Annotated in this window: 18 protein-coding genes and 1 pseudogene; 8 read left to right on the top strand and 11 right to left on the bottom strand. The window is 40.1% G+C overall.

Annotation, left to right across the window (positions count from 1 at the left end):
* Window positions 1-100 (top strand): annotated as a pseudogene (locus tag FTV09_RS08685) (IS1 family transposase); the annotation flags it as partial.
* Window positions 101-102: 2 nt separating this feature from the next.
* On the opposite strand, the gene FTV09_RS08690 reads toward FTV09_RS08685, so the two are convergent.
* From FTV09_RS08690 to acnD, 5 genes are all read right to left on the bottom strand, one after another.
* Entirely contained in the window at window positions 103-588 is a 486-nt protein-coding gene (locus FTV09_RS08690; RefSeq protein ID WP_180058004.1) for a DUF2569 domain-containing protein, read from the bottom strand.
* Window positions 589-749: 161 nt separating this feature from the next.
* A complete protein-coding gene (locus FTV09_RS08695; protein WP_180058006.1) occupies window positions 750-1,325 on the bottom strand; it encodes a DUF4126 domain-containing protein in 576 nt (191 codons plus the stop codon).
* Window positions 1,326-1,449: 124 nt separating this feature from the next.
* The gene (locus tag FTV09_RS08700; RefSeq protein ID WP_081410307.1) at window positions 1,450-1,593 is read right to left on the bottom strand and encodes a hypothetical protein; all 144 of its coding nucleotides are present in this window, start codon (window positions 1,591-1,593) and stop codon (window positions 1,450-1,452) included.
* Window positions 1,594-1,785: 192 nt separating this feature from the next.
* Window positions 1,786-3,597 (bottom strand): hypothetical protein, encoded by a 1,812-nt coding sequence (locus FTV09_RS08705; RefSeq protein ID WP_180058008.1) that lies wholly within the window; start codon window positions 3,595-3,597, stop codon window positions 1,786-1,788.
* Window positions 3,598-3,681: 84 nt separating this feature from the next.
* Window positions 3,682-6,300 (bottom strand): Fe/S-dependent 2-methylisocitrate dehydratase AcnD, encoded by a 2,619-nt coding sequence (gene acnD / locus FTV09_RS08710; RefSeq protein WP_180058010.1) that lies wholly within the window; start codon window positions 6,298-6,300, stop codon window positions 3,682-3,684.
* 599 nt (window positions 6,301-6,899) lie between these two features.
* Between acnD and FTV09_RS08715 the strand changes: the two genes are divergently transcribed.
* A complete protein-coding gene (locus FTV09_RS08715; RefSeq protein WP_180058012.1) occupies window positions 6,900-8,996 on the top strand; it encodes a multicopper oxidase family protein in 2,097 nt (698 codons plus the stop codon).
* Between the two features lie 123 nt (window positions 8,997-9,119).
* Window positions 9,120-9,845 (top strand): folate-binding protein YgfZ, encoded by a 726-nt coding sequence (locus tag FTV09_RS08720; protein ID WP_257222868.1) that lies wholly within the window; start codon window positions 9,120-9,122, stop codon window positions 9,843-9,845.
* Between the two features lie 44 nt (window positions 9,846-9,889).
* Here FTV09_RS08720 and FTV09_RS08725 read toward each other — a convergent pair whose 3' ends face one another.
* Window positions 9,890-10,135 carry a hypothetical protein gene (locus FTV09_RS08725; protein ID WP_067764873.1) on the bottom strand — a complete coding sequence of 82 codons (246 nt, stop codon included), beginning with the start codon at window positions 10,133-10,135 and terminating at the stop codon, window positions 9,890-9,892.
* Between the two features lie 280 nt (window positions 10,136-10,415).
* Here FTV09_RS08725 and FTV09_RS08730 point away from each other — a divergent pair, with 280 nt between their 5' ends.
* The gene (locus FTV09_RS08730) at window positions 10,416-11,198 is read left to right on the top strand and encodes a tetratricopeptide repeat protein (RefSeq protein ID WP_373685034.1); all 783 of its coding nucleotides are present in this window, start codon (window positions 10,416-10,418) and stop codon (window positions 11,196-11,198) included.
* Window positions 11,199-11,284: 86 nt separating this feature from the next.
* On the opposite strand, the gene FTV09_RS08735 is transcribed toward FTV09_RS08730, so the two are convergent.
* From FTV09_RS08735 to FTV09_RS08745, 3 genes are read right to left on the bottom strand one after another with little or no spacing between them, the layout of a single operon-like run.
* Window positions 11,285-12,421 (bottom strand): NADH:flavin oxidoreductase/NADH oxidase, encoded by a 1,137-nt coding sequence (locus FTV09_RS08735; protein ID WP_180058014.1) that lies wholly within the window; start codon window positions 12,419-12,421, stop codon window positions 11,285-11,287.
* Window positions 12,422-12,436: 15 nt separating this feature from the next.
* The gene (locus FTV09_RS08740) at window positions 12,437-14,629 is read right to left on the bottom strand and encodes a TonB-dependent receptor (RefSeq protein ID WP_180058016.1); all 2,193 of its coding nucleotides are present in this window, start codon (window positions 14,627-14,629) and stop codon (window positions 12,437-12,439) included.
* Between the two features lie 19 nt (window positions 14,630-14,648).
* Entirely contained in the window at window positions 14,649-15,905 is a 1,257-nt protein-coding gene (locus FTV09_RS08745; protein ID WP_180058017.1) for a carbohydrate porin, read from the bottom strand.
* A 391-nt stretch (window positions 15,906-16,296) separates the two neighbouring features.
* Here FTV09_RS08745 and mutM point away from each other — a divergent pair, with 391 nt between their 5' ends.
* Together mutM and FTV09_RS08755 are read left to right on the top strand one after the other, a co-directional pair.
* On the top strand, window positions 16,297-17,151 hold the full coding sequence (mutM, locus tag FTV09_RS08750; RefSeq protein WP_180058019.1) for a bifunctional DNA-formamidopyrimidine glycosylase/DNA-(apurinic or apyrimidinic site) lyase: 855 nt from the start codon (window positions 16,297-16,299) through the stop codon (window positions 17,149-17,151).
* A complete protein-coding gene (locus tag FTV09_RS08755; protein WP_067764891.1) occupies window positions 17,148-17,429 on the top strand; it encodes a peptidylprolyl isomerase in 282 nt (93 codons plus the stop codon). Before mutM ends, FTV09_RS08755 begins: the two co-directional genes overlap by 4 nt.
* A 135-nt stretch (window positions 17,430-17,564) precedes the next feature.
* Here the strand turns inward: FTV09_RS08755 and mscL are convergent, their stop codons facing one another.
* Both mscL and typA read right to left on the bottom strand, forming a co-directional pair.
* On the bottom strand, window positions 17,565-18,008 hold the full coding sequence (mscL, locus tag FTV09_RS08760) for a large conductance mechanosensitive channel protein MscL (RefSeq protein WP_180058021.1): 444 nt from the start codon (window positions 18,006-18,008) through the stop codon (window positions 17,565-17,567).
* A 279-nt stretch (window positions 18,009-18,287) separates the two neighbouring features.
* Window positions 18,288-20,123, bottom strand: coding sequence for a translational GTPase TypA (gene typA / locus FTV09_RS08765; protein ID WP_067764897.1), 1,836 nt, complete (start codon window positions 20,121-20,123; stop codon window positions 18,288-18,290).
* A 173-nt stretch (window positions 20,124-20,296) separates the two neighbouring features.
* Between typA and FTV09_RS08770 the strand changes: the two genes are divergently transcribed.
* Together FTV09_RS08770 and FTV09_RS08775 are read left to right on the top strand one after the other, a co-directional pair.
* Entirely contained in the window at window positions 20,297-21,667 is a 1,371-nt protein-coding gene (locus FTV09_RS08770) for a uracil-xanthine permease family protein (protein WP_180058022.1), read from the top strand.
* Between the two features lie 65 nt (window positions 21,668-21,732).
* Window positions 21,733-22,764: a methyltransferase gene (locus FTV09_RS08775; RefSeq protein ID WP_067764902.1), complete on the top strand. Its 1,032-nt coding sequence runs from the start codon at window positions 21,733-21,735 to the stop codon at window positions 22,762-22,764.
* The last annotated feature ends 2 nt before the right edge of the window (window positions 22,765-22,766 follow it).

Below are 22,766 nucleotides of genomic sequence, written 5' to 3' on the forward strand. Positions count from 1 at the left end.
GCGCGGTTTTAGAAAGAGTTGTAATTTCTCCAAAAAGATTGAAAACCATTTTAAAGCCTTCGACTTAACCTTTTTTTACATCAATAATGGTTTCATTTAATGTCAGCATACTTTTTGAAACACCACCGTATTTTTTACTCGTACAGACAAAAGTAAATACGGTACCCAAATGACACAACGTAAAGCGCTTTTAGCTAACTCTATGATTGTCTCATCACCAAAAGCGGTTTCTTGAGGGACTAGATAATCGGAAACCATGCAGTCGATAAGTAAAATCAATAAATAGCCAATCATTAAACCAATATAAAATTTTGGAAAGCGAAAATGTTTTGAAAAATACAAATAGACGGCATACAAGGAACAAACCAGCAGCACCACATTTACCGCACACTCGGCATAAATGAAATATAACAAACTGGGATGATAAATTTCTGACGTTGGATCACTGAGTAGATCAATACCCCCTTCTTTAAAAAATTCTAGCAAGGCATAGCCATCGACCAATAATGTGATGGGTGACAAAATCACACCAATGCCCACCAAAATGAGCCATCCACCCAGACCTGTTAATTCTTCCTGTTTATTCATTTTTATCTACATCGTTTTAATCTGGCGTGATCTTAGTCAGTGGACAGTTTTAAAGCAATCTTGTATTGATATTCAGCAATAAAAAATCCCATCTTTAAATACGCCGATGGGATATAGGTATTTTTAATCAAAATGATCATGCTGGCATTAGCGTTACAAACTTAAAGCGGCGTGGCAGGATTTTCATTGTGTTTCATACGAATCCGACGTACTAACCAAATTACGATACAAACAACTAATACCACGACAAAAAATGGAAGTAAGAAACTCAATACAGATAACACCAATGCCCCAATCCATTCACCTGTTGAAATGACAGGATTGGCTATACCACCTGTAGTGACTGTGGAAACACCTCGCGCTGCTACGGTGCTCATTTGTACTGCTGTTGCTGTACCGCCACCAACGATAATCGCAGCTGCCCAACTGGCAAACTGTGACATTTCCCCGCTACTTACAGCCATGGTGGCTAATGTCCCTGCAATCATGGCTGCCGGTGTTGAAACTGTGTCTAAGGCATTATCTACCCACGGTATGTAATAAGCAGCAATTTCACAAACGGTCGCAACTGCAAGTCCCATGCATACCGCAGGCATTGCAAGCCATTCAAAACCTTTCATCGGTTCGAACCAGCCCATTAGCGAAGCAACGCTCATAACTAATAAGGGTACAAATACACGGAAGCCACAGGCTGCACTAAGCCCTACGCCGATACATAAACCTAAGATTGTTTCCATGTGTGACCTCACCGTTGAAATGGTTTTTTATATTTTTATGCTTAGAGATAAATTAACAAAAAAGCCCTATCAAGTGATAGGGCTTTTCTTTCTTAACAGCGGGTAACTGTTAGTGTTTTGCAGCTTAGGCATTCTTATTGTTAAATTGATTGCCTTGGCATTTGGTACACGGTGGTAAACGATCAGTACCAATTTCTAAGTAGGTGCGGTGGCCGCATTTGACACAAAAATAGAAGCCTGTTCCGGGTTTTTGACCAGCAGTAACCATTTTTGTTCTCCATGTGTTTTAGAAATGGTGCAATCAGTATACCCCTATCGTGATGATTGTCTATTGGTCATTTCGACAATTGATAATGGCATTTAGGCAAAGCATAATTTCGTGTGGAAATTTTGGTGGGTTTACAGAGATTTGCTTATTAAATTCTAAAATCTTTCATAAATTAAAAAATTTTAACCATATTTATGCAGCACAATAAATCATAGGAAAAACTCCTGCATCTTTGGCTGCATGTGAAAATGACGATAAAATCCACAGCCATTGAGTAATATGTCCTGCGACTTTTTGTCCTTGTTGCAATTTCTTAAGCTCTCTCTCTATTTTAGTTTTAGAGATAAAATTACAACTTAGAATGCATTTTCTATGTAATTTAGGGTTTTTTAAAATTAAGCTAATATCTTCATGAAAATTTCCTGAATCCTTTCGAATCCTAGATATTTGAGTTTGTATGCCCTTACCTGTTCCATTAGCCCCCTTACCACTTTTATAAAACTCAGAAAAAGTTGTGGAGTACTTATTTATAATTTGTTGACTTGAGAAATGCATATTTCCTAAATTTTTAATACCTTGGCCAACAACATCCTGTAATTTACTAGCAGAATTTGTAATGTCATTTGAAAATTTTGAGTGGATAAAGCTGACACTAAAGTCTTTGGAATCAATAATTAAGTGATCTGCCCACTCATCACCTAAATCATCACAAAATATATAATCATTATTAGAGTGTAAGTTTTCAACAAAACCAAACATCGAATCTTTAGTAAAACTAGTTTGTTTAGAATCAAATTGACCTTTCTCTGATTTAAGCTTTTCAATATCTGCTCGAGGATAAAGCATAGTCAAAATTGAATCTATTTCTGATAAGCCAGATACATCTTCAAAGCAATTATCCATACAATACATATAACTAGGATTATCAAATGTCAGGCAGAATAAGCCTTTTTTATTAATATAACTCAAAAGACTTTCTAACTTTCCATTTTCTTCAATTTTAAAATTTCTCAATAATTTTGAATAAATAGACAATGTTCTTTTATTTCTGTTTATTTTTGAGGAGCCTTCAAAATTAACCACATTTAAATTATTATCCAACTCATATACAACACCCAATTTAGAAAATAACTTTTTATAGATCCCATCTGGCACATCTATAATTTTTTTGTCACGCTTAGATTGACCATTTACTTTTCTTTTCCGCTCATATTTTATTGATATCATTCCATTTTCTATTCGGTCTTCGATAGCAGAAATATCAATTAATAAGGCGGCGGGGTTACACAACGACAATACATGATCTAATGAAACTTTTTTTGCAAAAAGCTTAAGAAATTCATTTTCACTTGCATTTTCAATTAATTGAATTTGAATATATGCCCATTCGACTATTTCTTCTATAGATTGTCTAGGTGATGATTCAACAAATCTACCACTTCCTGAAATAGATTTAGTCTGCCCTTGCTCTCTTACTTTTAAATGCGATGGAACTGCACGTCCTGCTGAATGACTAGAGAAAGCTCCTTTTAGGTCACTTGATTCAAGTGACCTATTTCTAATAGCTTTTTCCGAAACTGTCATGTTACGCAATGAAATTTTTTGAAAATCCGCATTTTCCCCAATTAATTTACTTAATTCATTAACATCAATTAGTTGAAAATTCTCTTTCATATATTGCAAGTATGTTGCACAACTTTTACTCAATACAACTAAATAATTACCTATTTCAATTAGTACTATATAGGCAAAAATATGATCTTCGTAACTATCGTCATCCAAAAAATAAACAGGTCTGACTGTGGAAAAAACTTTAATTGAAATTGTAAAATCAATCAAATTTTGTGTCTGTTGGTTTAATCTAAATTCATCAATTATAAAAGTTGTGTTGGTTTCTTTATTATCACTAGCTAAATCACATATTTGATTAATTACAGCATCAGTAAATGGAATATCAGATTTAAAAAATAAGACATTTTTTGTTAATTCCAATCTTTCAGGCATGAATTCCCCAATTCAAAATGAATAAAAAACACCCTAAAATATAGGGTGTTTTTTAAACAATATCAAATGTTTCGAATTAAACTCTTAAGCCACATTCCCTTCTAAAAAGTCCTGTGCAAAGCGCTGTAACACGCCACCCGCTTCATATACTGAAACTTCTTCTTCAGTATCCAAACGACACGTTACAGGCACTTTAATAATTTCATTTTTGCCATCTGCTGTAGAACGCTCAACCACTAAAGTTAGGTCAGAACGTGGCGCAATATTACCAATTACGCTATACAGCTCAGTACCATCCAGCTTCAATGTTTTGCGGTCAGTTCCTGCTTTAAACTCAAGCGGTAACACGCCCATACCTACCAAGTTAGTACGGTGAATACGCTCAAAACCTTCCGCTACAATCACTTCTACACCCGCAAGGCGTACACCTTTGGCAGCCCAGTCACGGCTCGAACCCTGACCATAGTCTTTACCTGCAATAATGATCAGCGGTTGCTTACGGTTCATGTAAGTTTCAATCGCTTCCCACATACGCATCACTTCGCCTTCTGGCTCTACACGCGCTTTTGAACCTTGCTTGATGGTACCGTCTGAACGCACCACCATTTCATTAAACAATTTCGGGTTGGCAAATGTTGCACGTTGAGCCGTCAAATGGTCACCGCGGTGGGTTGCGTAAGAGTTGAAGTCTTCCTCAGGCACGCCCATTTTGTGCAGATACTCACCCGCAGCAGAGTCCATCATAATCGCATTCGATGGAGACAAATGGTCGGTGGTAATGTTATCTGGCAAGATTGCAAGTGGACGCATATTGCTTAATGTACGTGGTGCAGCCAAAGCCCCTTCCCAATACGGCGGACGACGGATATAGGTACTTTGTGGACGCCAGTCATAAAGCGGACTTTCAGATTTTTCAGCCACACCCAAGTCAAACATTGGAATGTAGACTTTCTTAAACTGCTCAGGTTTTACTGCAACTTTTACCAGTGCATCAATTTCTTCATCCGACGGCCAAATGTCTTTTAAGTAAATAGGATTACCGTCTTTGTCATTGCCGAGTGAATCAGTTTCGATATCAAAACGAATTGTCCCTGCAATTGCATACGCAACAACGAGTGGTGGCGATGCCAAGAACGCTTGTTTAGCATAAGGATGGATACGGCCGTCAAAGTTACGGTTACCCGAAAGCACCGCTGTTGCGTATAAATCACGATCAATAATTTCTTGCTGAATTACAGGGTCTAGCGCACCTGACATCCCGTTACAGGTTGTACATGCGTAAGCCACGATACCAAAGCCAAGCTTTTCTAGATCACCCAATACACCCGCTTCTTCTAGGTATAAAGCAGCGGCTTTAGAACCTGGTGCAAAAGATGATTTCACCCACGGTTTACGTACCAAGCCCAATTCATTGGCTTTACGTGCCAATAGACCTGCCGCAACAGTGTTACGTGGGTTTGAGGTATTGGTACAAGAGGTAATCGCAGCAATAATCACCGCGCCATCTGGCATTAAGCCTTCAGCTTCTTGCGCACGTGCAGCGTCTAAATTGCCTGCAATACCTTTGGCTTTTAAATCCGCAGTCGATACACGTGCATGCGGGTTCGATGGGCCTGCAATGTTGCGAGTCACTGTTGAAAGGTCGAAACGTAATACACGCGGATATTCTGCCGCTGTCATATCAGACGCCCAAAGACCAATTTCTTTGGCATAGGTTTCAACCAATTTCACCTGATCTGCTTCACGACCTGTCAGTGTTAGGTAATCAATGGTGTTTTGGTCAATGTAGAACATTGCCGCAGTTGCACCATATTCAGGGGTCATGTTCGAAATGGTTGCGCGATCGCCCACAGACATGCTGTCTGCACCTTCGCCGAAGAACTCAAGGTACGCACCGACTACACGCTCTTTACGTAAAAACTCCGTTAAAGCCAATACGATATCTGTTGCTGTAATACCCGGCTTGCGTTGACCTACAAGCTCTACACCAATAATATCTGGTAGACGCATCCACGATGCGCGACCGAGCATGACATTTTCAGCTTCTAAACCACCTACACCCACAGAAATCACGCCCAAAGCATCTGTATGTGGTGTATGTGAGTCTGTGCCCACGCAGGTATCTGGGAATGCCACACCTTCACGGTTTTGCACCACTGGAGACATTTTCTCCAAGTTAATTTGGTGCATGATGCCGTTACCCGCAGGAATTACATCGACATTTTCAAATGCAGTTTTGGTCCACTCAATAAAGTGGAAACGGTCTTCATTACGACGGTCTTCCACGGCACGGTTTTTCTCGAATGCATCTGGATCAAAACCGCCATATTCCACTGCCAATGAGTGGTCAACAATAAGTTGTGTAGGTACAACTGGATTGACTTTTGATGGATCACCGCCTTGGTCTGCAATCGCATCACGTAGACCAGCAAGGTCAACCAAAGCCGTTTGACCTAAGATGTCATGGCACACCACACGTGCTGGATACCATGGAAAGTCGTGGTCTTGTTTACGGAAAATGAGTTCTTTTAAGGATTGCTCAAGAATGGCTGGATCACATTTACGAACCAACTGCTCTGCAAGGACTTTTGAAGTGTATGGTAGTTTTGCATATGCGCCTTGCTCAATATTTTCAACGGCTTCACGCACATCAAAATATTCTAACTGGGTGCCTTGCAGTGGTTTACGGTAGTTGTTGTTCATAGCGTTCCTGCCCTCGGTCTTTCATTTTTTTGCGTTGTCTTTTGTTTAAGACAATTCATCTTTGTTCGTTAGGCATACTACACTGTCGAAAGTCCATTTCCCAAATCTTATATATTTCAAATATTTAAGCATAAAAATAGGTGTTTTTTGAAATATCTTGTTACATAAGTGATAGAATTAAAGCTCTAAATTGATTTTTTATCGAAAAATCATGGAATTTTCTCATTATTCTTTAGTCTAAGCAGAAATAGTCTGGATATTAATTCAACACCTTGAAGCACATCATGCAGTTTTTAAATTACTTAATACTGTTTTAACCTTGTCATCGACTCTAAAAATAAAGCTGTAAGTACACAAAATTTCAGCATTAATTTAAGCGTGACACAAAGCACATTAAATACCTAATCTTCTGATCAAATCGCATATTAATCCCTATTTGCAGGGATAGATTCAGGCTTCACCCCTCCCCGATAATATGAAGCGTACTCCTGACAGGAGTTGGTTTTATGACGCCAATCATCGTGACACACAACAAATAATTTGGACGCGCCATCATTCAAACTCACTGTTGATTCGTCATTATGCTTTGGGGAAAGTTCATGACACATTATAAAAAATTTATCGGGGCAAGCTGCCTTTTAAGCTGTTTAACGCTTTTTGCCTGTGGCGATAACAACAAAAAAGACAACGAAACATTAGTGCAAGAAGATGAGGCTGATGCTCTTCACGTAATTACCAATCCACCACGTTTAAAAGCCAATAAAAGCGGCGAACATGAGCTGATTGTTGCTTATAAAAAGCAAGCTTTATTTGACCCTGAAACAGGGGAATATGATCAATTACATGCGCGTGGCTATTTGACCAAGCCTGAGCTTTATAACAGTAAAAATGCCGATGGCAGCGTCACAGATGTATTGGTTGGCCCTCAAATTCGCGCCAAACAAGGTGAAAATTTAAAAGTTCATTTGGTCAATAACCTACCGGTTGAATCAAACGAAACTTGTCCTGATCCTGTTACCAATATTAATCAAGGCAATTGCTTTAACACCACTAATTTACATACCCATGGTTTATGGGTGAGTCCGCAAGGCAATAGTGACAACGTATTCCTCACTATCAAACCCAATCAAGACTTTCATTATGAATTTCAGATTGAGCCGAATCATCCTGCGGGTACGTTTTGGTATCATTCGCATGTCCATGGCTCAACAGCTATTCAGGTTTCAAGCGGCATGGCTGGCCCTTTAATTATTGAAGGTGAGCGTAAACCTATTGTGACGAATGGACAAATTCAGCAAAACGGTGACTTTGATATTTTATGGAAAAATCAAAAGACACAAAATTATGATCATGAAAAAATTATGCTGTTTCAGCAAATTCAATACAATGAAGATTGCGACACTAAGCTGACGCCGAATGCCGATTCACCTTGCCTGTATGCCCTTGAAGATTATTCAAAACTCGATATTCCAACCTCGTGGGCAGATGAAAATCGTTATACCAGTATCAATGGCAAAATGCTGGGAGAAATTAAAGTTGATCAAAATCAATACCACCGTTGGCGCATGATTCACGGTGGTATTCGTGACACTATTGGCTTAACCATCAAAGAGCTACCAAATTCTTCAGCATTCACCGCTGAACAAACGCTTGCTGAATGTCAGAACTATCAAACCAAAGCCATGTCAGCGCAATTTAAAAAATTAAAAACCTTGCCACTGTATACAGTCGCTCAAGATGGTTTAACCATGGGGAAAATACAAAAACAAGGGATTGAAATATTTCAGCCAGGCTATCGCTTTGATGCCATGTTGGCTTTTCCAAGCATTAATAAATACTGTGTATACGATGCTAAATTGAACTTAGAAGACGAAATCAATGCCCCAGACTCAAGTCCGCTGCTACGTCGTGCACCCGAAGAAAAACTGAATACGCAATTGCTCGGTTGGGTCAATGTTCAAGCAACGCAGCTACCTGTACAAAGCCCTTATGACTTTTTGAAAGCGCAAGCCACTGCTATTGGACTTGCACCTGAAGTAATTCAGCAAGTTTCGCAAGGTGATCTATCCGCCTTTATTTCTCATGCTAGCCTCATGACTGCTGAAGTCGATGAATTGCTCAAAAACATGGCAAAACAAATCACCAACTTCGACATTATGTTTAATGCTGATGGAAGCTTTAAATTTGGTATTCGTCATGCCGATGAAGGGACACTCATCAGCTTTGGCGATGCTTATCATGCAGAAGACCACACCCACCATAGCTTTGTACGTAAGCTCCCAATAGGTCAAACCCAAGAATGGGAATTAACCAGTAATGTTGCAAGTCATCCCTTCCATATTCATGTCAACCCATTCCAAGTAGTGAAAATTTTGAATGAAGTGGGTGTCGATGTCAGTGCCATAGGCAGTTCAGATAAAGATGGTGCTGGAAACATTGACTCGCAATATCACGGCATGAAAGGCGTTTGGAAAGATACGCTATTTGTGAAGCAAGGCTATAAAATAATTGTCCGCAGTAAGTATGAAAAATTTGAAGGTGATTTTGTATTGCACTGTCATATTCTGGACCATGAAGACCAAGGCATGATGGAAACTGTGCGTATATGTGGTGATAAGTTTGACTGTAACAGCGAAGCACCCGCCCACCACAGTATAGACATGAGCGCCAACGATTTATCAGCGCATAGCCATTAAGCCGATCCTTAAATAACAAAAATTAAAATGCCCATCCCAATATGGGCATTTTGTTTGCCTATCTGCTTTGCTTGCTGCAAAATATTGTAATTAATCATTTGTGAATATACACAGAGGCTCGTCATGTCAACGTCTATGGCATTTACATCTTTCACTTTAAATGGTGTGGATGCACAAAAATTCCTTCAAGGTCAGGTGACTTTACATGTTGAACGTCTGGAAGAAAATGTAACGCGTTATACAGCAATCTGCGACCTGAAAGGCCGTATTCACTTTGGCCTATGGCTGACCAAATTAAATGCCGAGAGTTTTGTGATTGTCACAACTCAAGATCAATCTGAAGAATTTGCCAAGCACATTAAAAAATTTGGTGCATTTTCAAAAATGAAACTTGAAGATGCGGGTCTCGTTTATCCACATTTAGTGAATGGCGAAACAACTTTTGGCACAGAGCCAACTGATGTTGCTGCATGGGAAGTTCAAGCGATTCACGCAGGTCAAGCCTATATCGACCAAGCGATTGAACATGTGTTCCAACCACAAGAATTACGTTTACATCAACGTGAAGGCGTGCACTATGACAAAGGCTGTTACTTAGGTCAGGAAGTTATTGCTCGTCTTTGGTTTAAAGCCAAGCCTAAAGCGTGGCTACATGCTATTGCAGGCAAAGGTTCTGCTCCCGCTGAAGGTGAACAATTGAATAAAGGCGTTCAAGTCGTCAATAGCGCAGTGGTTGAAAATGGCTATGTGGGGCTGGTTGTTGCCCGTCCAGATGCATTGTCTGAACTAGATGTCACTGTGCTTGATTTGCCAGAAGCTTTAAATGGTGATGTAGCACGACCGCAGTAAAATATTGATGCATAAAAAAACCTCCTGATAGGAGGTTTTTTTATTTAAAATCCATGAAACAGCTTGTTCATGTCTTTACACACATAGTCTTTAAAATGGTAAGCGCGTGCATGTTTAGCATCAAATTTTGCTTCCAGCTCACCTTTCTTAAAAATATAGACACGGTTTTCTTTACTGACCAAAAATTCAGCACCCAGCTTCATTAATAACGCATCAATCTTATCTTCATCTGCAATTGACTCATCCGCTGCAACCTTGTCATAGTTACGTTTGATGCCTTTTATAAACATGGTCTAACCTCAGATCTTTCGTTGAAGGCGCGATTTAAGCAAAGAACAATTAACTTTGCAAAGTACAAGCCAAATAAAAGCGGTATTGTTCTGAAAACTACAGCTTTTATACGTTAGAAAAATTTTCAAATTTTAAGTCCTAATCACAATTCCTCACTTTACATTTACATAAATCGACCTATGATGTTAAAACAGTCAAAAATAACCACCAAAACACATAAATGGAATTATGTGCATGTTTTACAAAAGGTTTTAAAATGAAAAAATTATTCTCGCAAGTATTTTGGCACTCACAACCCAATTCGCATTGGCTGATACTAAAGCCGCTACAGTGGATCCTGAATTTGCAAAAATCGAAGCGATGGTTAAAGCAAAAAATATGACGGGTGCTTATCAAGCACTCAGTAAATTAGCTGCAACCGGCAATGCCCAAGCCATCTATAACTTAGGCTATTTAACACAAACTGGCCAAGGTACAGCAAAAGACGAGAAAAAAGCCATTCAGCTTTATGAGCAAGCCGGTGCAAAAGGCTACCCTGTTGCTAACTATGTCTTAGGTAAAAATTACGCCACAGGTACTTTAGGCCTAAAACAAGATCCAGCCAAAGCCAAACAATATTTAGAACGTGCATCGAGTGCAGGTTTTGACGATGCAACTATCGACTATGCGATTCTTTTATTTGCTGAAAATAATCCTCAGTCAGACAAATTAGCATTAACGAAGCTAGATCCACTGATCAAGAAAGGTTTCTATCCTGCAATACATGCCAAAGCGCTGTATGACATCAGTACAGGTTTTAAAACTAAGAATGATAAACCAGTTCAACAAGGCTTAAATAGCATTCAAGATTTGGCGAAAAAAGGATATATTCCTGCTCTCATGGCTGTGGGGAACATGTTTGTGAATGGCAATATCATTCCACAAAACCTGCCTGAAGCGAAAAAAATCTTTGCAGCACTTGCACAAGAAAATGTACCACAGGCCAAAGAATCATTAGCAACAGTAGATAAATTAATAGCGGAACAAGCCAAAGCACCGAAAGCTAGCGCGAAAAAAAGTTAAAGCTCATTCATAAACTGTGAAAAAAAAGCCTTGCAATTGCAGGGCTTTTTATATTGCATTTTAAATTTATACCATTCTAGGCCAATTTATTTAAGCAAGGCTGCATCATCAAAGGCTTTAAATTGACTGCGCTGCGCATGTGGCTGACAGCGTAAATATTGCGGCGCAATTTGAATATCTGCTCCCAATTCTGCTGCTGCATGCCAAGGCCAACGCGGGTCATATTGAATAGCACGTGCAATACCAATTGCATCTGCCATTTCATATTGCAATATGCCTTCTGCCTGCATCGCTTCCGTAATTAAGCCCACTGCAATGACCGGAATCGTAACCGCATGCTTAATCGCCTCTGCAAAAGGGACTTGATAACTCGCCTGTAGATGTATTTTCTGATCAACAGCTAAGCCACCACTCGAAGCATGGATATACGCTGCACCTAATTGTTCTAAAGCTTTAGACAATCCCACTGCAGACTCGATGTCCCAACTAGGCTCGCCGGTATATTCCATCCAGTCTGTTGCAGAGATACGTACACCAATTGGATAATCCACAGGAACAACATTTTTCATGGCCTGTAAGACTTCTAAAGTCAAACGAATACGATTTTCAAAGCTACCACCATATTCATCAGTACGTTGATTAGATAAAGGCGACATAAACTGATGTAATAAATAGCCATGTGCTGCATGCAATTCAATGAGGTCAAATCCTGTATCAACTGCACGTTTTGCAGACTCAGCAAAGTCTAGAATAATCTGATCAATTTCAGCTTTGGTTAATGCATGCGGCGCATGATCCTGCGTATTAAATGGTAATTCACTGGCTGAAACCGTTTGCCAGCCTTGCGCATGATCAGGTGCTAATTGGCCCCGTCCATTCCACGGCTTATCAGTCGACGCTTTTCGCCCAGCATGGGCAAGTTGGATTGCAAATGGCATCGGTGAAAGACTTTTCACTTTTGCCAATAAAGCTTTGATCTGTGCGCGTTGTAAATCATTCCAAAGCCCAAGGTCTGCATAGCTAATACGCCCTTCAGGCTGTACCGCAGTCGCCTCAACAATACAAAGCCCAGCACCTGACAATGCGTAATTCGCCCATTGCTGTTCATGCCAATAGGTTAATTCGCCTTGTTCATTGGCAGAGTACTGACACATTGGTGCTATCACAATTCGATTACTTAAAGTCAAACTGCCAAACTGAATTGGTTGAAATAACAACGCCACAAAACTCTCCTTATTTTAAAATGCTTTCGTTACACTCAAGCCCGCACTCCAATTGACCCCATCTGCGGGTTCAAAGAAGCGTCCATTACCGTCATTCACAATCACAGAGCCGACATATTTTTCATCAAATAAATTGTCTGCTCGAACATAGCTTTTTATTTTCCAGTCATCCTGTTGCCAAACATAACCGGCATTGGCAGAAACCACGGTGTAGCTTGGTGCAGCATCACTATTGGCATCATCGACATAAATTTTATCCATATAACGGACATCAAGTCCGGCATTAAAACCTGTTTCAGGTTGCCAATTTAGCGCTGCAAAGGCTTGGTTTTTAGCAATACCCGGAATGTCATTTCCTTTCGTTACAACCTTTGCAGGATCGCTATTGGAAATGTCTGCATCAAAAGTAGCATCGATAAAGCTATAACTGGCTTGGGCAGTCAAATCACGCCAGAGCTTTTTATTCCATGATAACTCTAGCCCTTGGCGCAAGGTTTTATCGGCATTGCGGAAAGTATTACGCCCATTGTTCGATTCGCCTGAAACAATGTCATTCTGTGTTTCACTTTGGAACACGGCTGCCGTGAAATTGCCCCATGCATTTTGCGCTTTCACCCCCAATTCATAGTTATCACTACTAGCAGGTTTCAAATCAAAATTCATGCCGTCATCTTTAGAATAGGCCATTTCGGTAAATGTGGGTGTTTCAAAACCTTTGGCATAACTGACATAAGCGTTTATTTTCGGATTGATCGCCCAGCTTAGTGCCGCTGATGGTAGAACCTTGTCATAGTCGGTTTTACCGCTATCATTTCCATTATCTTTATCAGCTTCATAGACTGCTTTACTTTCATAATGATCATTGGATTTATAATGCACGTTGCTATATCTTAAACCTGCGTCCAAAGTCCATGTTGGAAGAAAATTCCAAGAGGCTTGCACATACGGATCCAAATTCCATAGGGTATTATTTTCATTGCGGCGAATATTGCCTTTTACACCATACTGCCCTTCAGCATTAAAGTTTTCATAACCTTTTCGGTCTTCATCCATATAGTCAAAGGCAAAACCGGCGGTTAGTCGTGTATTTGGTAGCAAATCTTTGCCCGTCCAACGAATATCCGTTCCATAATAATCACGACTAAAATCAATCACACCGCCTGCATGGCGAGGGTTTCTTTGACTTGTTGATGATATTGGATTTCCATCTTCATCTAAGCCTAAATTTATTGAATACTCACCTTTAGGAATCGATTGATACTGGGTTACATCACGTTGCCCCATATATACCATTGCATTGAGTTCATGCTGATCATTCAATGGTTTTTTCCATGTTAAGCCAGTTTGAGTTTGGTTAATTTCTTTACGTACATCAAACTGCTTTAAAAATGCTACTTGCTGTTTCGGATTATTTTGCCAATGTTTTCTTGTCAAACCTTGCGGATCATCTGCATTAATATCCACATGATTAACAATCCAGTTCACTTTTGAACCATCATCCAAATCCCATGTAAGCTTGGCATTACTTAATACTTTTTTAGCAGCGCTGTGGTCGCGATATCCATCCGTTTCAAAGTACGATGAACTCACCACATAACTTGGCTCACTAGCCTTGTCTGATCCACCTTGTAGCACCACATCAGCACGACTTTTGTTATGACTCCCAGCAGAATAACCAAGCTCAACGGAATCTTTGCCTGTTCCTTCTTGGGTTGTAGTTAATACCGCACCGCCCGAAGAGTTCCCGTAAAGTGATGAAAATGGGCCGCCTAATACTTCAACATGACTTAAGCTACTCATATCAATATTTGAGGTTTGCCCTTGCCCATCTGGCATGGTCGCTGGAATTCCATCAACATATAAACGGATACCGCGTACACCAAAAGTAGAGCGCGCACCAAAACCACGCATCGAAATTTGTAAATCCTGTGCGTAATTTTCACGATTATTGAGTTGTAGTCCGGGAACACCTTTTAAGGTCTCCGACAGGTTCACACCTGTATTGTTATTATTTTCTGGCTGCTCAATTCGATAAACCGAGGCTGGTGTTTTAAGCCAAGTCGTATTGGTACGAGGAGCTTCGATTGTAATAGCAGGAAGTAAAACAGGTTCCGTAGAACCTATTTCTGCATAAAGTTGCTGGCAGATGCATGCCGTCAGGCAAAGTAAATGTGTCGATGTGAATTTGACGTTATATTTACTTTGCATGGATGCACCTACTTGTTCATTAGAATGTTACCTTAGAGCTTAAACCAATTACGAAAGCATCATCAACTCGATTTGTTGAGCCTGGGTTAACAACATACTGTAGACTCGGGCGAACCATCAGCCATTTTGTTGGATTATGGCTGTAGTTCAACTCAATGTTATATTCTGCGCTCGCATCAAATTTGTCAGCAGATAAACGATTATTCACATGTGCTCTGTTCACGCCTAGACCAATCATGTCAGTCGGTAAACGGTCTGCTAAACCGATATATTTCAGACCCAATTGTTGTGAATTATCCACTTTCGTTGTTACACGATCATGCCAAGTAAAGTTAGCAAAACTATGTAAGCCACGACGACCCTCGCCTGTAGATGTCAATTGCTGCTCAATCGCAACCCAACCACCAAAAGTACGATTTTTTGCATCTGTCGGGTTAGCAATATCTTTTTGATTTTTTACGTCATCCGCAGTGTTATACATCCCACCAACACGGTAACTGCCCGCTAAGCCGTTTACCAGTGATTTAGGTGTCCACACCAATTCAACTGGAATAGTCACACCATCTGCTTGATCGGTATCCAAATTCCAACCATGACGTTCTAAAGCATTTTCAGGGTTAAATTCATAAACACCGACTTGTGCTGCAAGTTCAGGCGTCGCTTGATATTTCACACGACCGCCCCATTGAGCAACAGGCGTATTCATCCACATCGTACCTTGCCATTTGCCCATCTGTGCTGCACAAAAGGCATTACTTTCAAAGTCACATGCCATCACGTTAAAGTCCATTCCGAGACCTAGACGACCGGCTTTAATACTAATACCCTGTTCTTTAAAATTCTTTTCAATAGAAAGTTCTGTTAAGCGACTTTTTTGGTTGCCGCGACCAAAATTGGCTTGAACATTGGCCAATTGTGGGGCATCACCTTGTAAATCATCAATCGTTGTACTTTGGCCTTGACGGGCTGTCATCACTGCACGCACAGTTACGCCATCCCAACCCGCCAGCTTTTCCATATTGAGTTGGGTACCCAGCCACAATTGACTCGCCACTGTCGCTGAATGTCCAGCATTGCGCCCGCCATCGGCAAGATAGGCAGCATCTGCTGCAATATTTGCTTCAAACTTCACGCCCTGTTGAGCGAGTTCAGTACGTTTACCATCCCAATCACCCAACATATACTGACCTTTAGGGTCAAAAGCATCTGCGGCATTAGTATGTGTCATGGCTGCCATTACCAACGTAGGCATTAAAGCTAGACTGAATTTTTTCATTGGAAAACCTAAATCTGGAGAGAGTGCAGATCGCAACCCAAAGGTTTGAAATCTAAAGGCATAAAAATTACATAACTTTTCACATTCTATCTCAGCATATTTTTTATTATTCATTAAACTTTTTTTTATATATTTATATAAATACAAATAAACTTTTTTATATTTAAATTATTTTTAGCATTGTTTTCAAACACTTAAATTAAAAACCATTTTCACAGAAGTTTAATTTTTATACTTGATGAATCTGCTGCATTATTTGACCCTAAAGTTCATTTTACCTCTTCAAGCTTATTAATGAAATTCGCCCTTTCTAGCTTCAGCACCAAACTTGCAATTCTACTCAAAACACCCAATATTAAGCGCAATATGTTGACAGTATTACGCCTAAGCTATGCCTGAATTACCAGAAGTAGAAACCACCAAAACCAGTCTATTGCCTTTACTAAATGAAAAAGTGTTGAAGGTGGATATTTATCAATCCAGTTTACGTTGGCCTATTCCTGATGACATTCAAAAACTGGTAGGGCAAAAACTCATAAAACTAAGTCGGCGCTCGAAATACATCTTAGCTGAGTTCGAACAAGACACGATGCTGTGGCATTTGGGCATGTCTGGTAGTTTCCGTATTTGTGAAGGTCATGAGGAACGTCGTAAGCATGACCATCTCATAATTCAGTTTGAAGACATGCAATTGCGCTACCATGACCCTCGCCGATTTGGCTGTATTTTATGGTTAGATCAAAATACTCAAACTAAGCTAATTGACACGTTAGGACCAGAACCCTTAAGTGATGCTTTTAATGCGGACTACCTATTCAATAAATTTAAAAATAAGAATACCGGCATTAAAGTTGCAATTATGGATAACCATGTTGTTGTTGGTGTCGGTAACATTTACGCGACTGAAAGCTTATTTAACCTTGGTATTCATCCTGCACAACCTGCTTCCAGTTTAAGCATGAACCAAGTTGAAAAAATGGTGCTTGAAATTAAGCGCATTCTTAAACAAGCGATTGATTTGGGTGGCTCTACCCTACGAGATTACAGTAATGCTATGGGTGAAAATGGTTATTTCCAGCAAACACTACTGGCTTATGGGCGTGTTGGTGAGATGTGCATTAACTGTGAAACGACGTTACAGAACCTTAAGCTCGGGCAACGGGCAAGCGTATTTTGTCCTGAATGTCAGCCATTAAAAAAGGTTAAAATGACCAGTAAGAAAGCCCTTAAAGGAAGCAAAGCATGAAATCTGCCATCGTCCGTCATATTTTAGTGAAAGATAAAGAGTTGTGTGAACAACTCAAAAAGAAAATTAAAGGCGGTGCAGATTTTGCCAAAATTGCCAAACAACATTCGACCTGTCCATCTGGGAAAAAAGGCGGTGAGCTGGGTGATATTAAAAAAGGTCAACTGGTCGGCCCAATCGATAAAGCAGTTTTCACATTGCCTGAACGTGAACTGCATGGCCCAATCAAAAGCCAATTTGGTTGGCATTTATTAGAAATTAAATTTCGAATGGATTAGTCATTTCCCCCCTCTTCTGATGAAGCAGTGTTTCTCACCTTTAATAAAGGAAGGAAAAGCCCCCCTTTAAAAAAGGGATTTAGGGAAATTAAAAAACGGCGCTCCAAGCGCCGTTTTTTTATTTACTCCAAAAGCTTAAGCTTCAGGACGTTTTTTTAGCTCGTCACGAATTTCACGCAGTAATTCGATATCTTCCGGAGTCGCTTCAGGTTCAGGCGCTGCTTCTTCTGCTTTATCACGGCGTAGTTTGTTCATCAGTTTCACCAACCAGAACACTACCCATGCTAAAAGCAAGAAGTTAATAAGAATGGTTAAGAAGTTACCATAGGCCAAGACATTTAAACCGGCATCTTGTGCTGCTTTTAAAGTAGTTACATTATTCGGATTATCGCCCAAGACAACAAACCAATTTGAATAATCAACATCACCGCCCAGAATCCATGAAATCAATGGCATCACGATATCTTTTACCATTGAATCAATAATTTTACCGAACGCACCACCGATGATCACACCGACAGCCAAGTCCATCACGTTGCCTTTTACGGCAAATTCTTTAAATTCTTGAATAATACTCATGTTATCTCCAGAAATTTTTTTCAGCTTTAATTTTGTGACGAAGTATACATTATATCTGTATAACTATTTCCACCTAATTTACTTGGTTTTTATTAGATTCTAAATGCCATGTATAAAAATTCACACAAAACATTTTTCTCTATATTAAAAAGGATTTATCAATATTATGCATGTCAGATTAAATGAATAAACTCATTCAAGTTTTTCTTTTTTATTCAAAACATCCATGCATAAAAAAACCGCTAACCTAAGTCAGCGGTTTTTTTCAGAACGATAAAATTAACCGTTACGGTTACGTTTACGTTCGTTTTCAGTCAACCAACGTTTACGAATACGGATTGACTTAGGTGTTACTTCAACTAACTCGTCATCTTCAATGAATTCAAGTGCTTGTTCAAGCGTGAACTCAATGTTAGGAACAAGTGTTAATGCATCATCAGTACCAGAAGCACGTACGTTTGTTAACTGTTTCGCTTTAGTTGGGTTTACAGTCATGTCGTCTGAACGTGAGTTAATACCTACGATCATACCTTCATAAACTTCTAACTGTGGTTTAGCAAATAGACGACCACGGTCTTGAAGTGTAAACAATGCATAGCCCAAGCAAGTACCTTGAACCATAGAAATCAATACACCGTTTTGACGTTTCGCAACAGTACCTTGTTTCATAGGACCGTAGTGCGAGAAGCTTGATGTCATGATGCCTGTACCTGAAGTCATTGTTAAGAATTCAGAACGGAAACCAATCAAGCCACGTGAAGGAACAGTCGCTTCAATACGGATACGGCCTTTACCGTCAACTTCCATATTTGTCATTTCACCTTTACGGTGACCCATTTGTTCCATTACAGAACCTTGGTGCTGTTCTTCAACGTCAAACGTTACGTTTTCGTAAGGTTCTTGTTTTTCACCATCAACTTCTTTCAAGATTACTTGTGGACGAGATACGCCCATTTCGAAACCTTCACGACGCATGTTTTCAATAAGTACTGAAAGGTGAAGTTCACCACGACCAGATACTTTGAAACGATCTGGACTGTCAGTATCTTCAACACGTAGTGCTACGTTGTGAATCAATTCGCGGTCAAGACGTTCACGAATATTACGTGAAGTTACGAATTTACCTTCTTTACCAGCAAACGGTGAGTTATTTACTTGGAAAGTCATAGACACTGTAGGTTCGTCTACAGAAAGCGCTGGAAGAGCTTCAACTGCTTTTGGATCACAGATTGTGTCAGAGATATGAAGTTCATCAATACCTGTTACACAAACGATATCACCAGCAGAAGCTGATTCTACGTCGATACGTTCTAAACCATGGTAACCCATGATTTTTAAGATACGGCCGTTACGTGTTTTACCGTCTTTGTCGATTACAGTTACAGGCGTGTTTAATTTCACTGAACCACGTTGAATACGACCAACACCGATAACACCAACGAAACTGTTATAGTCAAGTGAAGACACTTGCATTTGGAATGGACCATCAACGTCTACCGCTGGTGGTTCAACAATGTCTACGATTGTTTGGAACAATGGCGTCATGTCTTCAGCTAGTTCTTCTGGAGATGGACCAGCCACACCACGAAGACCTGAAGCATATACAACTGGGAAGTCTAACTGTTCGTCAGTACCACCAAGGTTGTCGAATAAATCGAATACTTGGTCAATTACCCAGTCTGGACGTGCACTTGGCTTATCCACTTTGTTGATAATTACGATTGGTTTCAAACCACGTGCGAACGCTTTTTGCGTTACGAAACGAGTTTGTGGCATTGGACCTTCTTGAGAGTCAACAAGAAGTAGTACACAGTCAACCATCGACATTACACGTTCAACTTCACCACCGAAGTCGGCGTGTCCCGGGGTGTCCACGATGTTGATACGGTATTCAGTATTTGTACGAGCATCAGTCCATTTAATTGCAGTGTTTTTTGCAAGAATGGTAATACCACGTTCGCTTTCAATAGCGCCCGAATCCATTACACGTTCGATCTCGCCTGCGCGATCGCCAAGAGCACCTGATTGTTGTAAAAGTTTGTCAACTAGAGTTGTTTTACCATGGTCGACGTGCGCGATGATGGCAATGTTACGGAGAGTTTTAATATCTGACATGTTAATTCGATACGCCTAAAGTTTGAGGGCAAATTATACAGAAAAAATATAGATTTTAGTAGTGACAGTTTATTGACAATGACAATTTTTTTGACGACTGACACGCTTTAGGTTTTGTAAAGCTGTGTAAACAGATTAGAATGGCGCCACCTAGCCTTAATTTTCAGTGCCGCATGTCTGATATCAATCAATCTCCCAACCCCAAAGATCAACTTGATTTAGTCTATGGACTTAATGATCGACCTAAACCACTTATCGCGTTTTTAGCAGCATTCCAACATCTATTGGCCATTATTGTCCCAATTGTGACACCTGGTTTGCTGATCTGTTTAGCACTTGGCGTGTCCAAAGAAGACACCAATATGATTCTTTCGATGTCATTGGTGATCTCAGGGATTGCAACGTTCTTGCAATGTAAAAAAGTGGGCCCTTTTGGTGCAGGTCTTCTCATTGTACAGGGCACAAGTTTCAACTTTATTGGACCTATTATTGGTATTGGCTCGGCAATGGTTGCAGCAGGGACACCTGTTGAAGCCGTGATGGCATCAATTTTTGGTGTAGTGATTGCTGGTTCGTTCATTGAAATGGGTGTTTCACGTATTTTACCTTGGGTAAAAAAACTCATCACACCTTTAGTCACCGGTATTGTCGTGTTATTGATTGGTCTTACCTTAATTAAAGAAGGCCTGATCAGCATGGGTGGTGGTTATCAAGCCATGGGGGATAAAACCTTTGCCAATGCAGACAATCTCATCATGTCATGTACAGTTTTGGCACTTATTATCTTACTGAATCGTGTACGTATTACATGGGTGAAAAGTTCTGCCATCTTAATTGCCTTAGTCGTGGGTTATATCCTTGCAGGCTTTATGGGTCATTTGAACTTCGATGGTTTAAAAGATGCGCCGCTTATTCAAGTCCCAACACCTATGCACTTTGGCTTAAGCTTTTCTTGGAGCCTTTTCATTCCAATGGCATTTATCTACCTAGTAACCTCTTTAGAGGCAATTGGTGATATTACTGCCACTTCTAAGCTTTCAAACCAAGCAGTAGATGGCCCTGAATGGATGAAGCGTATTAAAGGTGGTGTATTGGTCAATGGTGCAAATTCATTCCTTGCTGGTATCTTTAACACGTTCCCAAGCTCTGTATTTGCACAAAATAATGGGGTAATTCAGTTAACAGGTGTAGCTAGCCGTTATGTGGGTATTTGGATTGCAGCCTTACTGATCATCTTAGGTTTATTACCCGCTGTTGCTGGGGTTATTCAAGCTGTTCCGCAAGCCGTTTTAGGTGGCGCAGTTATGGTGATGTTTGGTGCTGTAGCAGCATCTGGCATCAATATTTTGTCAGGTGTTCATCTAGATCGTCGTGCCCTACTGATCATCGCTATTTCATTGGCACTAGGTCTAGGTGTTGCACAAGTACCACAAATTCTTGAACACCTTCCTGAATTGTTCCGTAATATCTTCAGTTCAGGCGTTGCAACTGGTGGTATTGCTGCCCTTATTTTGAATATTGTTCTTCCAGAAGTGAAGAAATAAGTTCATTTGTCTTTAACACTGCCTAGGCATTTGCCTGGGCAGTGTTTTTTGTGATGGAGAGATCAATGGATCTAACAAGCGAAGTCGTCATGCGACAAATCGATTTATTGAAAGGTCGGGTGCTCTTTATTAATGCACCGACAGATGACTTATTGAGTCAATTCACTGATGACATCACCGCTTCAATCTGGTGTTGGAATTTTAATGACTACCAATATTTTCAATCACAACAATCAAAAGTACATTTTGGTGTCGAATTTCCCGAGGGTGAATTTGATCAAGCTGTTATTTTTGTACCGAAATCAAAAGAATTACTCAATTACCTTTTACACAATGTTGCAAGTCATTTGAGTGCTGGCTCATCTATTTTTCTAGTCGGGGAGAAAAAAGGTGGCGTAGAACGTGCCGCTAAGCAAATGCAACCTTATGGCAAAACTTTAAAAATTGACAGTGCACGTCACTGTCAAATGTGGCAAACCCATTTAGAAAAGACCATTACTCCTAAACCATTAAGCGAATGGGTACAACAATATACCGTTGATACGCCAAATGGCGAATTAACCATTTGCGCATTGCCAGGTGTCTTTAGTCAGAATCGACTTGATGTCGGTACAGCAACTTTATTACCTTATTTGTCTAAAGTGACATCAGGTAAAATTGCCGACTTTGGCTGTGGCGCTGGGGTGATTAGTGCGTATTTAGCCAAACTCAATCCTAAAAATCGTATTTTTGCGATGGATGTCGATGCTTTTGCATTAACCTCTACACAAATGACGTTTGAGCAAAATCAGCTTGAACCTGAACAACTTGAGATTAAAGCAGTCACAGGCATTCAGGATGCTCCACTATTTTTACATGCCATTGTCAGCAATCCCCCCTTTCATCAAGGGATTCAAACAGACTACAATGCCAGCGAAAATCTCTGCAAGACCTCGCGCAGACACTTAAAGTCTGGGGGTGAACTGTGGATCGTTGCTAACCGATTCCTCAATTACCCAACATTAATTGAGCAAAATTTCGGTCAATGCACAATTAAAGCAGACCAACAAGGTTTTAAAGTTTTGTTTGCGAGCACGCAAAAAAATATTAAGGAATAATG

Origin of the sequence: Acinetobacter sp. YH12227 (assembly GCF_013417785.1) — a bacterium.
GTDB lineage: Bacteria > Pseudomonadota > Gammaproteobacteria > Pseudomonadales > Moraxellaceae > Acinetobacter > Acinetobacter gandensis.

Coding starts and splice junctions, on each gene's coding strand:
- FTV09_RS08690 (WP_180058004.1), bottom strand. CDS start 588: ATGAATAAACAGGAAGAATTAACAGGTCTGGGTGGATGGCTCATTTTG.
- FTV09_RS08695 (WP_180058006.1), bottom strand. CDS start 1,325: ATGGAAACAATCTTAGGTTTATGTATCGGCGTAGGGCTTAGTGCAGCC.
- FTV09_RS08700 (WP_081410307.1), bottom strand. CDS start 1,593: ATGGTTACTGCTGGTCAAAAACCCGGAACAGGCTTCTATTTTTGTGTC.
- FTV09_RS08705 (WP_180058008.1), bottom strand. CDS start 3,597: ATGCCTGAAAGATTGGAATTAACAAAAAATGTCTTATTTTTTAAATCT.
- acnD (WP_180058010.1), bottom strand. CDS start 6,300: ATGAACAACAACTACCGTAAACCACTGCAAGGCACCCAGTTAGAATAT.
- FTV09_RS08715 (WP_180058012.1), top strand. CDS start 6,900: ATGACACATTATAAAAAATTTATCGGGGCAAGCTGCCTTTTAAGCTGT.
- FTV09_RS08720 (WP_257222868.1), top strand. CDS start 9,120: ATGTCAACGTCTATGGCATTTACATCTTTCACTTTAAATGGTGTGGAT.
- FTV09_RS08725 (WP_067764873.1), bottom strand. CDS start 10,135: ATGTTTATAAAAGGCATCAAACGTAACTATGACAAGGTTGCAGCGGAT.
- FTV09_RS08740 (WP_180058016.1), bottom strand. CDS start 14,629: ATGCAAAGTAAATATAACGTCAAATTCACATCGACACATTTACTTTGC.
- FTV09_RS08745 (WP_180058017.1), bottom strand. CDS start 15,905: ATGAAAAAATTCAGTCTAGCTTTAATGCCTACGTTGGTAATGGCAGCC.
- mutM (WP_180058019.1), top strand. CDS start 16,297: ATGCCTGAATTACCAGAAGTAGAAACCACCAAAACCAGTCTATTGCCT.
- FTV09_RS08755 (WP_067764891.1), top strand. CDS start 17,148: ATGAAATCTGCCATCGTCCGTCATATTTTAGTGAAAGATAAAGAGTTG.
- mscL (WP_180058021.1), bottom strand. CDS start 18,008: ATGAGTATTATTCAAGAATTTAAAGAATTTGCCGTAAAAGGCAACGTG.
- typA (WP_067764897.1), bottom strand. CDS start 20,123: ATGTCAGATATTAAAACTCTCCGTAACATTGCCATCATCGCGCACGTC.
- FTV09_RS08770 (WP_180058022.1), top strand. CDS start 20,297: ATGTCTGATATCAATCAATCTCCCAACCCCAAAGATCAACTTGATTTA.
- FTV09_RS08775 (WP_067764902.1), top strand. CDS start 21,733: ATGGATCTAACAAGCGAAGTCGTCATGCGACAAATCGATTTATTGAAA.